At 61.3% G+C, this 13825-nt stretch carries 2 protein-coding genes; one reads left to right on the top strand and one right to left on the bottom strand.

The genetic code is table 11. The features are described 5' to 3' along the window. Positions 1-17 precede the first annotated feature (17 nt). Positions 18-1370, bottom strand: a complete 1353-nt coding sequence (locus ACYZT2_RS01960) for a TolC family outer membrane protein (RefSeq protein WP_038978391.1) — start codon at positions 1368-1370, stop codon at positions 18-20. A gap of 358 nt (positions 1371-1728) precedes the next feature. Between ACYZT2_RS01960 and ACYZT2_RS01955 the strand changes: the two genes are divergently transcribed. After that, a complete protein-coding gene (locus ACYZT2_RS01955; protein WP_461969677.1) occupies positions 1729-13755 on the top strand; it encodes a retention module-containing protein in 12027 nt (4008 codons plus the stop codon). Positions 13756-13825: the final 70 nt, after the last annotated feature.

Here is a 13825-nt window from a genome sequence, read left to right as displayed (position 1 = left end):
TTAAAATGGGGCAGGACTCAATTCATCCCGGGCAACTGAACCTTGGGCTTCACGTCGTTTTGCACAACGGATGCCAACGGTGCGACCACGCCCTGACTTTTGAGCAATTCGCCCATGGTCGCCTTGATTCGGTACTGAGTAAATAACTGAATGTTTTTGATCTCGGCCAACCGACGGGAAGCGCTGAACAGCTCGTTTTCACTGTCGAGCAGATCGAGCAAGGTGCGTTCGCCGAGGCTGAACTGCTTCTGATACGCGCTGCGCACACTGGCGCTGCGATCGACATATTGCTGGGCAATTGGCACTTGGGCGTTGGCGTTGTTCAGGGCGTTCCAGGCCAGGCCCAGCTCTTCGTTCAACACGCGCAGGGCGTTGTTGCGAATATCCAGCGCCTGGTTCGACAGATAGGACTTGGATTCCAGATCAGCCTTGTTGCTGCCACCGGCGAACAAATTGAAGCGCATGCGCAGCATGGCCTGCCATTCATTGCTGTGACCGTTCTGACCGTCGAGATCATTGTCGGCGCTGCGACCCAATTCGGCATCGAAGCGCGGATAGAAGCTCGACTTGGCGGCTTCGTACTGCTTCTCGGCGGCAGCGATATCGGATTCGGCGGAACGCAGGATCGGGCTGTTTTCCAGCATCTGCGCCCGGGCTTCATTCAGGTTGGCCGGCAACAGCGCCATGAAATCGGCAGGCCGCTCCAGCTGATCGGGCATCTGGCCGACGGCGCTGAGGAAGTTGGTTTCGGCATCGGCCAGGTTGGTCTGTTCAGTGATCAGGTTGTTGCGGGCCTGGGCCATACGCGCATCGGCCTGATCCAGGTCGGCGCCACTGCCCACGCCGCGTTGGGTGCGCAATTTGATCTGGTCAAGAATCCGTTCGTGGTTCTTCAGATTGTCTTCGGCCAGGCGCACGAATTCGCGGCGGGTCAATACATCGAGATAGACCTGAGCGACGGTCAGCCCGGTACGTTCCGATGTGCCGAGCAAGGAATAAGCACGGGAATTAACGGTGGCTTGTTGACGCCCCACTTCGCTGGACGTCGCAAAACCGTCAAATACCATCTGCGACAGACGTAAACTTGACTCGCTGCGATTCAACGTTTCCCAGTGATTGTTGTTGCCGGCGGCACGGGTGGTGACGCTGTCGGTGCCTTCGCGACCATAACCACCGAGCAGATCGACCCGTGGCAGGTATCCACCTTTGGCTGCCTTTAACTGATAATCCGCGGCCAGTCGGCTGTTAACCCCTGCCTGAATTTCCGGATGGACATCCAGCGCCTGCTGCATGGCCTGCGGGAGGCTTTGCGCCTGAACAAAGCTGGCGGCAAGGGCGAAGGGTAGAACCTTGAACAAGTGCAAACGCATAGTGGAATTTCCCGGGACTTCTTGTCTTGAATCACTGCAGAACGTGGCGCTGCATCGGATGATGGCAACCGGAATGACCGTATGTCGGAAAGTTCAAAATCGGAACAGGATCACACGCTGTAGGACAGGTCGCCGCTTAAATATCAATGTGACATTACTAGGACGATTGTTTAGGATGGCTCCCTTAAGGTCAATAGTTTGGCATAAAGTTAATTTCGAAAAAATATAGCCAGATTATTGACGGTTACTGCGTCAAAGTTATGCATCAAACATCTTTGAAAGTACGTCCAGCCCCGATCGGCGAACATGCCGCCCGGTTCATGGAAGTCAACTGAACGTGACACCCGGAGAGTCTTCAATGAGCAGTGTTGTTGCCATCGTCAAAAGCATTGTTGGTCAGGTTTTCGCGGTGTCGCCAGAAGGCGTCCGCCGCGTACTCGTTGAAGGCGACCGGTTGTTGGTCGGCGATCAGGTAGATACCGGTGCCGCCGGCGCCATTACGCTCGAACTGGCTGATGGCCGGACTCTGGACCTGGGCCGCGACACTCAATGGAGCGGCAGCGATCCGGATTCCAGCACCGACCTTGCGCAAGCCACTGCACAAGCCGCGCCATCGGTTGACGAATTGCAACAAGCCATCGCCGCTGGTGTCGACCCGACCACCGCCCTTGAAGCCACCGCCGCTGGCCCTACGGCTGCGAGCGGGGGCGGCTCTACCGGCGGTGGCCACAGCTTCGTGGCCCTGGAGGCAACCGCTGCCCGGGTCGACCCGACCATTGGCTTCCCGACAGAGGGCATCGCTACTGCCGCTTTGGCAACACAAGACACCACCGGCGGCCAGACTGCTGATACCAGCGCCAATGCCCTGCGCGAATCGACCCTGAGCCTGAGCGCAACGCCGACCATCACTGAAGCCGGTGGCGTGCTGGTTTACACCGCGACCTTGACCGAAGCGCCGCTGACCGACCTGACTATCACCCTGTCCAACGGCTCGGTGATCGTGATCGCAGCCGGCCAAACCACGGGCACCGTCAACGTTCCGCTGGCACCGAACGACACTGTTTATAACGATCCGAACCAGATCAACGTGACCGTCACCGGCACCACGGGCGGCAGCGGTATCGTGGTCACCCCGCCGACCGTTCCGGCCGTGACCCAGGTCACCGACACCGTCGACACCACCACCGTCACACTGACAGCGGGCTCGACCGTCACCGAAGGCGGTCAGATCACCTACACCGCGACATTGACCAACCCGGCGCAGACGCCGGTCACCGTCACTTTATCCAACGGTTCGACCATCACTATCGCCGCAGGCAACACCACCGGCAGCGTCAACGTTCCGACGCCGGCCAACGACGTCTACAACAATGGCAGTACCGTCAGCACCACGATTACCGGGACTACCGGCGGCAACTTCGAGAATCTGGCGCCGAACCCGACCCCGGCCGTCACCACCATTACCGATTCCGCCGACACCACCACCGTCACGCTGACGGCAGGCTCGACCGTCACCGAAGGCGGTCAGATCACGTACACCGCGACCCTGACCAACCCGGCGCAGACGCCGGTCACCGTCACCCTGTCCAACGGTTCGACCATTACCATCAATGCCGGCCAGACCACCGGCAACGTGAACGTTCCGACGCCGGCCAATGACGTCTACAACAATGGCAGTACCGTCAGCACCACGATCACCGGGACTACCGGCGGCAACTTCGAGAACCTGGTGCCGAACCCGACGCCGGCCGTCACCACCATTGCCGACTCGGTCGACACTACCGGCCTGACCCTGACCGCCACCGACAGCGTTACTGAAGGTGGCCAGATCACCTACACCGCGACCCTGACCAACCCGGCGCAGGCGCCGGTCACCGTCACCCTGTCCAACGGTTCGACCATCACCATCGAAGCCGGTAAAACCACCGGCTCCGTGAACGTCGACACCTCGGCCAATGACGTCTACAACAACGGCAGCACCGTCAGCACCACAATCACCGGCGCTACCGGCGGCAACTTCGAGAATCTCGTACCGAGCACCACGCCGGCAGTCACCACCATCACCGACTCGATCGACAACACCGGTCTGAGCCTCAGCGCCACCGGCACCGTCGTCGAAGGCGGCCAGATCACCTACACCGCCACCCTGACCAACCCGGCCGGCACGCCGATGACCGTGACCTTGAGCAACGGCTCGGTCATTACTATCGAAGCGGGCAAGACCACCGGCAGCGTGATAGTCGATACCGCGGCCAACGACGTTTACAACAATGGCATCATCGTCAGCACGACGATCACCGGCACCACCGGCGGCAATTTCGAGCAACTGATTCCGAGCACCGAGCCGGCACTCACCACCATTACCGATTCGAAAGACGACACCGGCCTGAGCCTGTCGGCGTCCACCGAAGTGGCCGAAGGTGGTCAGATTCTGTACTCCGCGACACTGACCAATCCGGCCGGTACACCGGTCACCGTGACCCTGAGTAACGGAGCGGTGATCACCATCGCCGCCGGCGCGACCACCGGCAGCGTGAGCGTCGATGCACCTGCCGATGATGTTTATAAAGATGCCGGCAAGGTCGAAGTCACCATCGCGGACGCCGCCGGTGGCAACTTTGAAAACCTGGTGACGGACCCGGCGGCAGCGGTCACTGACGTGACTGACACCCTCGACACCAGCACCGTTTCGCTGACGGCTACCGCAGACGTTGTGGAGGGCGGCACCGTGGTTTACACGGCTTCCGTCAGCGCACCGGTCACCGGTTCGCCGGTGGTTGTGACCCTGTCGAATGGCCAGACCATCACCATTCCGGTCGGCTCGAGCAGCGGCTCTGTCAACTTCGTTGCGCCAAACGATGCGTTGGCTGGTGGTGGCTCGCTGAGCGTGAAGATCGACGATGCGAAGGGTGGCAACTACGAGAAGCTGGAAGTTGACGGCAAATCAGCCGACACCTCGGTGACTGATACCCAGGACACCACCAACCTGTCGCTGACCGCCAGCGGTTCAGTGGATGAAGGTGGCCAGATCACCTACACCGCGACACTGACCAATGCCGCCGGCACACCGGTCACCGTGACCTTGTCGAACGGCGCCGTGATTACCATCGAAGCGGGCAAAACCACTGGCTCCGTGACCGTCGATGCACCGAAGGACGATGTCTACAAAGATGGCGCCACCGTCGAAGCAACCATCAAAGACGCGACCGGCGGCAATTTCGAGAAGCTGGTCACCAGCGACACCCCGGCAGTCACCACTGTCAACGACACTATCGATACCAGCACCGTTTCGCTGACTGCCACTTCGAGTATCGCTGAAGGCGGGACCGTGGTTTACACGGCGTCCGTCAGCGCACCGGTCACCGGTTCGCCGGTGGTTGTGACCCTGTCGAATGGCCAGACCATCACCATCCCGGCCGGCTCGAGCAGCGGTTCTGTCAACTTCGTTGCGCCAAACGATGCCCTCGCCGGCGGCGGCTCTCTGAGCGTCAAGATCGACGATGCCCAGGGCGGCAACTACGAGAAACTGGAAGTCGACGGCAAGTCGGCGGACACCTCGGTGACTGATACTGCGGAAACCACCACCCTCAGTTTGAGCGCAACCGACTCGGTCGCGGAAGGCGGTTCCATCGTCTACACCGCGAGCTTGACCAACGCGGCCGGCACACCAGTGACCGTGACCTTGTCGAACGGTGCGGTGATCACCATCGCGGCCGGTGCCACCAGCGGCTCCGTGAGCGTCGACGCGCCGAAAGACGATGTCTACAAAGATGCCGGCAAAATCGAAGTGACCATCGAGGACGCTGCGGGCGGCAACTTCGAAAACCTGGCGACCAACCCGGCGGCGGCGGTCACCGACGTGACCGATACCCTCGATACCTCGACCGTGAATTTGACCGCGACGTCCACCGTCGCCGAAGGCGGGACCGTGGTTTACACCGCGTCCGTCAGCGCACCGGTCACCGGTTCGCCGGTGGTTGTGACCCTGTCCAACGGCCAGACCATCATCATTCCGGTTGGTTCGAGCAGCGGTTCTGTCAACTTCGTTGCGCCAAATGATGCGTTGGCTGGCGGCAGCTCCTTGAGCGTCAAGATCGACGATGCCAAGGGCGGCAATTTCGAGAAGCTGGAAATCGACGGCAAGTCGGCGGACACCTCGGTTACCGATACTCAGGACACCACCAACCTGTCGCTGACCGCGACCGGCACCGTGGATGAAGGCGGACAGATCACCTATACCGCGACACTGACCAATGCTGCCGGCACGCCGGTCACCGTGACCTTGTCGAACGGCGCCGTGATCACCATCGAAGCGGGCAAAACCACCGGCTCCGTGACCGTCGATGCACCGAAGGACGACGTCTATAAGGACACCGGCACCGTTGAAGCGACCATCAAAGGCGCGACCGGTGGCAACTTCGAGAATCTGGTGGCTAGCGACACCCCGGCGGTCACCACCGTTAACGACACCATCGATACCAGCACCGTTTCGCTGACAGCCACCGCGAATGTCGCCGAAGGCGAAACCGTGGTCTACACCGCGACGGTCAGCGCACCCGTCACCGGTGCTCCAGTGGTCGTCACCCTGTCCAATGGCCAGAGCATCACCATCCCGGTCGGCGAAACCACCGGCAGCGTGAACTTTGTCGCGCCAAACAGCCCCCTGGCGGGCGGCAGCTCCCTGAGCGTCAAGATTGACGGCGCAACAGGCGGTAATTACGAGAAACTGGACGTCGACGGCAAATCGGCGGACACCTCGGTGACCGACACCGCTGATACCACCAACCTGTCGCTGACCGCAACCGGCACCGTGGATGAAGGCGGACAGATCACCTATACCGCGACCCTGACCAACACCGCCGGCACGCCGGTCACCGTGACCTTGTCGAACGGTGCAGTCATCACCATCGCCGCCGGTGCGACCACCGGATCCGTGACCATCGATGCACCGAAGGACGACGTCTATAAAGACGCCGGCACCGTTGAAGCGACCATCAAAGGCGCTACCGGCGGCAACTTCGAGAACCTGGTCGCCAGCGATACGCCTGCGGTGACCACCGTCAATGACACCATCGACACCAGCACCGTTTCGCTGACAGCCACCGCGAATGTCGCCGAAGGCGGCACCGTGGTCTACACCGCGTCCGTGTCTGCGCCGGTGACCGGTTCGCCAGTCATTGTGACCCTGTCGAACGGCCAGACCATCACCATTCCGGTCGGCTCGAGCAGCGGTTCTGTCAACTTCGTTGCTCCAAATGATGCACTGGCGGGCGGCAGCTCCCTGAGCGTCAAGATTGACGGCGCAACGGGCGGTAATTACGAGAAGCTGGAAGTCGACGGCAAATCGGCGGACACCTCGGTGACTGACACTGCGGACACCACCACCCTCAGCCTCTCGGCGACTGACTCGGTCGCCGAAGGCGGTTCCATCGTTTACACCGCGACCCTGACCAACACCGCCGGCACGCCGGTCACCGTGACCTTGTCGAACGGTGCAGTCATCACCATCGCCGCCGGTGCGACCACCGGTTCCGTGACCGTCGATGCGCCAAAAGACGACGTCTACAAGGACGCCGGCCAAGTCGAAGTGACGATCAAGGATGCCGCGGGTGGCAACTTTGAAAATCTGGCGACCAACTCGGCGCCAGCGGTCACCGCCGTGACCGATACCCTCGACACCTCGACCGTGAATCTGACCGCGACGTCCACCGTCGCCGAAGGCGGCACCGTGGTTTACACCGCGTCCGTGTCAGCGCCGGTCACCGGTGCGCCGGTGGTTGTCACCCTGTCCAACGGCCAGACCATCACCATCCCGGTCGGCTCGAGCAGCGCCAGCGTCAACTTCACCGCGCCGAACGATGCGTTGACCGGTGGCACCTCCCTGAGCGTCAAGATCGACGACGCCAAGGGCGGCAACTACGAGAAGCTGGACGTCGATGGCAAGTCAGCAGACACCTCGATCACTGACACTGCGGACACCACAACCCTCAGCCTGAGCGCTACGGATTCGGTCGCTGAAGGCGGCTCCATCGTTTACACCGCGACCTTGACCAACGCCGCTGGCACGCCAGTGACCGTCACCCTGAGCAACGGTGCCGTGATCACCATCGCCGCCGGCGCCACCAGCGGTTCCGTGACCGTCGATGCACCGAAGGACGACGTCTACAAAGACGCGGTCACCGTCGAAGTCACCATCAAGGACGCCGCGGGCGGCAACTTTGAAAACCTGGCCACCAGCCCAGCGGCTGCGGCCACCGAGGTGACTGATACCCTCGACACTTCGACCGTGAACCTGACCGCGACGTCTACCGTCGCCGAAGGCGGCACCGTGGTTTACACCGCATCCGTGTCCGCGCCGGTGACCGGTTCGCCAGTCGTCGTAACCCTGTCCAACGGCCAGACCATCACCATCCCGGTCGGCTCGAGTAGCGGTTCTGTCAACTTCGTTGCGCCAAATGATACGTTGGCTGGTGGCAGCTCTCTGAGCGTCAAAATTGACGGCGCTACAGGCGGCAACTACGAGAAGCTGGAAGTCGACGGCAAGTCGGCGGATACCTCAGTGACCGATACCCAAGACACCACCAACCTGTCGCTGACCGCGACCGGCGCCGTGGATGAAGGCGGCCAGATCACCTACACCGCGATCCTGACCAATGTGGCCGGCACGCCGGTCACCGTGACCTTGTCGAACGGTGTGGTGATCACCATCGAAGCGGGCAAAACCACCGGTTCCGTGACCGTCGATGCACCAAAGGACGACGTCTACAAAGACACCGGCACCGTCGAAGCGACCATCAAAGACGCGACCGGCGGCAATTTCGAGAATCTGGTCACCAGCGATACACCGGCGGTGACCACCGTTAACGACACCCTCGATACTTCGACGGTCAATCTGACTGCGACTTCGAGTATCGCCGAAGGCGGCACCGTGGTTTACACGGCGTCCGTGACGTCGCCGGTCACCGGTTCGCCAGTCGTCGTGACCCTGTCGAACGGCCAGACCATCACCATCCCGGTCGGCTCGAGCAGCGCCAGCGTCAACTTCACCGCGCCGAACGATGCGTTGGCTGGTGGCGGTTCCTTGAGCGTCAAAATTGACGGCGCAACAGGCGGCAACTACGAGAAGCTGGATGTGGATGGCAAGTCGGCGGATACCTCGGTCACCGATACTGAGGACACCACTACCCTCAGCCTGAGCGCTACCGATTCAGTCGCCGAAGGTGGTTCCATCGTGTACACCGCGAGCTTGACCAACGCCGCCGGCACACCAGTCACCGTGACCTTGTCGAATGGTGCCGTCATCACCATCGCCGCCGGTGCGACTACCGGCAGCGTGACCGTCGATGCGCCAAAAGATGACGTCTACAAAGACGCCGGCAAAATCGAAGTGACCATCAAGGACGCTACGGGCGGCAACTTCGAAAACCTGGCAACCAACCCGGCGCCAGCGGTCACCGACGTGACCGATACCCTCGACACCTCGACCGTGAATCTGACCGCGACGTCCACCGTCGCCGAAGGCGACACCGTGGTTTACACCGCGTCCGTCAACGCACCGGTCACCGGCTCGCCAGTCGTCGTAACCCTGTCCAACGGCCAGACCATCACCATCCCGGTCGGCGCGAGCAGCGGCTCTATCAACTTCACCGCGCCAAACGATGCCCTGACCGGTGGCAGCTCCCTGAGCGTCAAGATCGACGACGCCAAGGGCGGCAACTACGAGAAACTGGAAGTCGACGGCAAGTCGGCGGACACCTCGGTTACCGATACCCAGGACACCACCAACCTGTCGCTGACCGCGACCGGCACCGTGGATGAAGGCGGCCAGATCACCTACACGGCAACCCTGACCCACGCAGCCGGAACACCAGTGACCGTCACGCTGAGCAACGGCGCTGTCATCACCGTCGAAGCGGGTAAAACTACCGGCTCTGTAACCGTCGACGCACCAAAAGACGACGTCTACAAAGACGCCGGCACTGTCCAGGCAACCATCTCCACCGCCACTGGCGGCAACTTCGAAAACCTGGTGCCTAGCACTGCCCCAGCAGTAACCAGCATCACCGACACCATCGACACCTCGACCGTCATTCTGAACGCCAGCGCTTCGGCAACTGAAGGCGGCACCGTCACTTACACCGCGACTGTCGGTGCACCGGTGACGGGCAGCCCGGTCACCGTGTCCTTGGCCAATGGTCAGACGATCACTATCGAAGTCGGTAAAACCACCGGTACCGTGACCACCACCGCACCGAACGACGCATTGGCAGGTCATGCTCCGCTGACCAACTCGATCACCAGCGTCAGCGGCGGCAACTACGAGAACCTGGTGGCGGATAAAACGCCGGTCAGCACCACCGTGACCGACTCCGTCGACACCACCAGCCTCAGCCTGAGCGCGACCAACTCGGTCGCCGAAGGTAGCCAGATCACTTACACCGCGACCCTGACCAACGCCGCCGGTACTCCGGTGACCGTGACGTTGAGCAATGGCGCCGTCATCACCATCGGCGCCGGCAAAACCACCGGCACCGTGACTGTCGATGCGCCGAAGGACGACGTCTACAAAGACGCCGGCACTGTCCAGGCAACCATCTCCACCGCCACCGGTGGCAACTTCGAAAACCTGGTCACCAGCAACACTGCTGCGGTCACGACTGTCACCGACACGATCGACAAAACCGAAGCCAGCATCAGCGGCAGCACCTCGGTCACCGAAGGCCAGACCGCCAGCTACACCGTCAGCCTGACTCACCCGGCACAGACCGAAGTGACCCTGAAAATCGTCTACAGCGGCACCGCCGCCGACGGTTCGGACTTCACCGGCGTGTACACCGTGAAAATCCCGGCAGGCGCCAGCAGCGCGAGCTTCAACGTAGCGACGCTGGATGACAAGCTCACCGAAGGCACCGAGAACTTCGTGGTCAAGATTGACTCGGCCACCGGCGGTAACTTCGAAAACCTCGCGGTCAGTGCCTCCAACGGCAGCGTCAGCACCTCGATCATCGACAACGATGCAGCGCCGGTTCTCGACCTGGACGCCAACAACTCCAGCGGCGCCACCGGGGCCAACTACAACGTGACCTTCACTGAAGGCAAGGGCGTCTCGATCGGCGACACCGACCTGAAAATCACCGACCCGGACAGCACGATGCTGACCGGCGCGACCATCGTGCTGACCAACCGCCAGCCGGGCGATGCGCTAAACCTGGGCAACAGCGTCAATGGCATCAGCATCAACGCCAATAGCCAGGACGGCACCGTCACCTTGACCCTATCGGGCAACGCGACGCTGGCCGACTACATGCAGCAGATCAAAAACATCAGCTTCACCAACAGCAGTGAAGATCCGAGCACCGTGCCGCGGATCATCACCGTGACGGTGACCGATGGCAGCAACTACTCCAACACCGCGACCACCACCGTCAACGTGGTGGCTGTGAACGACGCGCCAACCGCCGCACCGGTTAACGTCACCGGCACCGAAGACACCCCGCTGATCCTCGGCTGGTCGACCTTCGGCGTCAGCGATGTCGACAGCCCTGCTGCCAACCTGGGGGTGAAAATCACTCAGTTGCCGGGCGAAGGCAAATTGCAGTACCTGGACGGTGCGACCTGGAAAGACGTGGCGACCAACCAGACCTTCAGCAAAGCCGACATCGACGCCGGCAAGTTGCGCTTCACCCCAGATGCCAACGAATCGGGCGTCGATGCTTACGGTGGCAGCGGTGCGGGCAACAAACAGGCCGACTACGCGCAAATCAAGTTCCAGCCAACCGATGGTCAATTGCTGGGCAGCACCGGCACGGTGAAAATCGACATCACACCGGTTGCCGACGCGCCATCCCTGAGCGTCGCGGACAACAGCGTCAAGTCGACCGGGCTGATCAAGGAAGTCTGGACCGGTCTGTCGGGCCTCGGCACCGATGGCAGCGGCGCAGCTTCCGGCACACTGAAATCGATCATCGACGGCGCGGGTACGCCGAACTCCAGCGGCACCGTGACCAACGTGCAGTCCAACGGCAGTGTCACAGCCGGCACCGCTTCGAAAACGTCCGGGCTGATTTACCTCGAAGCCGGCAAGACGTACACCTTCAGCGGTACCGGTGACGACAGCCTGTTGGTGACCATCGGCGGTAAAAACGTGGCCGCAATCACTTGGGGGGCGGGCGGTAACCTGAACGGCTCGTTCATCCCGACCACCAGCGGTTACTACACCCTGGACATCTACCACCACAACCAGAGCGGCCCGGGCAACTATGACGTCAACCTGTCGGTCAACGGCGGCGCGGCGGTCGACCTGAGCAGTGCCGGCGTGCCGCTGTACACCGGTGTGACGGATCTGGCCGCTTCTGGCGTAACGGTTTCCGACCTGCACGGCACCAATGGCGAAGGCTACTACGACGGCTACAAACTCAACGAAGGCGCCGAAGGCACCAGCGTTCACCTGTCCGCGATCAAAACGGCACTGACCGACACCGACGGCTCTGAAAGCCTGAGCGTGAAGATCAGCGGCATCCCGGCGGGCTCGGTGCTCACCGATGGCGCAGGCCACACCTTCACTGCCAGCACGACCAATGGCGAAGCCAACGTCACCGGCTGGAACCTCGGCACGCTGACCGTTACTCCGCCGCCGTATTACAACGGCCAGTTCACCCTGACCGTGACATCGACATCCACCGAAGCCCATGGCGGTTCGGCACCGAGCACCGCGCAGATTCCGGTCACGGTGTACCCGTCGGTCTATAACGCGGTGACCGCCACTGCAGCCGACGACACCATCACCGGCACCGATGGCAACGACATCATGGTCGCCGACATCGGCGGGCTGACCGTGGTGCCGGGCACCAACTACAACATCGCATTCATGGTCGACAGCTCGGGCAGCATGAGCGCTTCTTCGATCAGCGCCGCCAAGGATTCGCTGACCGCGGTGTTCAACACCCTCAAGCAAAGCATGGGCGGCAACTCCGGGACGGTGAACATCTTCCTGGCGGACTTCGATAACCAGGTCAACAAGTCGGTGTCGGTGAACCTGAATGACCCGAACGCTCTGACCTTGCTCAAATCCGTTCTGGATTCGATGTCGTCCGGCGGCGGCACCAACTACGAGGACGTGTTCAAAACCACGGCCAACTGGTTCCAGAGCGCCGACGCCATTGCCAACACCGGTGCGAAGAACCTCACGTACTTCATCACCGATGGCAAACCGACCTACTACCAGAGCGGCGAGCAGACCAACCCGACCTTGTACGGCAATGTGAGGCTCGATGACGTCATCACCACCACCAATCACAAATTGGGGCAGACCTATTCCGGCTACCTGGACAGCACTCACTACCTGACCATCGACAGCGCCGGCAACGTCACGCTGCAGACTCAGAAAAAAAATGGTAACTGGAACAGTTCCGAACTGGGCACGCTTCATGCCGAAGGCAACGGCACCTACGAACTGTCCTATCGCGATGGCACTGGCAGCAGCACCGACTCCACGGCCATCGACAACTCCACCAGTGGCTTCACATTGCTGAGCAAAGTATCGACGGTGGAAGCGATCGGCCTGAACACAGACGTCACCCTCGGCGACCTCAAGCCGTACGACTCGAATCAAACGCCACAAACCAATATCGACCCGAAAGACCTGGCCAACTCGATCATCGGCCATACCGAAGCGACGATGCCGGGCGCCGACACGGTCAATGGCGGTGACGGCAATGATCTTCTGTTCGGCGATCTGGTGAGCTTCAATGGCGTTGCCGGTGAGGGTTATCAGGCCATGCAGGCGTTCGTGGCCCAGCAGACCGGAGTCGACGTCAGCAAAGTCACCACCAGCAACGTGCACCAGTACATCACCGAGCACTACACCGCGTTCGACGTGTCTGGCACCCACGACGGTAACGACACGCTGCTGGGTGGCGCGGGCAACGACATTCTCTTCGGCCAGGGTGGCAACGACTTCCTCGACGGCGGCAAGGGCAATGACATCCTGCTCGGCGGCAGCGGCAATGACTCGTTGATCGGTGGTCAAGGCAACGACATTCTGATTGGCGGTTCGGGTGCCGACACCTTCATCTGGAAGGCTGGCGACACCGGCAGCGACGTGATCAAGGACTTCAAGGCCAGCGAAGGCGACCGCATCGACCTGCGTGATCTGTTGCAGGGCGAAAGCGGCAGCACCATCGATAACTTCCTGAAGATCACCACGGTGGATGGTGTGTCTTCCCTGCAAGTCAGCTCTGGCGGCAAGTTCAACGGCGCCGATGCCGCAGCGGCCACCCCGGATGTGACGATCAAACTGGAAGGTAATAATTGGTCCAGCGCCAGCATCAACTCGTTGATTGCCGGCAGTGACCCGACCATTAAAGTCGATCACAACAACAGCTGATCAGCAGGCTGACGACCGCCCAAACCGGGCGGCCGTCACGTTTGCGTCCACCTCACGGGTGACGATTTCT

The sequence above is a fragment of the Pseudomonas sp. MDT1-85 genome (genome assembly GCF_054898065.1).
Note: the sequence above shows the minus strand (reverse complement) of the source record. Positions and strands in the feature narration are given on the sequence as shown.

What these genes read in the sequence shown, in the direction of transcription:
- ACYZT2_RS01960 (WP_038978391.1), bottom strand. Translation starts at nt 1,370, where the DNA reads ATGCGTTTGCACTTGTTCAAGGTTCTACCCTTCGCCCTTGCCGCCAGC.
- ACYZT2_RS01955 (WP_461969677.1), top strand. Translation starts at nt 1,729, where the DNA reads ATGAGCAGTGTTGTTGCCATCGTCAAAAGCATTGTTGGTCAGGTTTTC.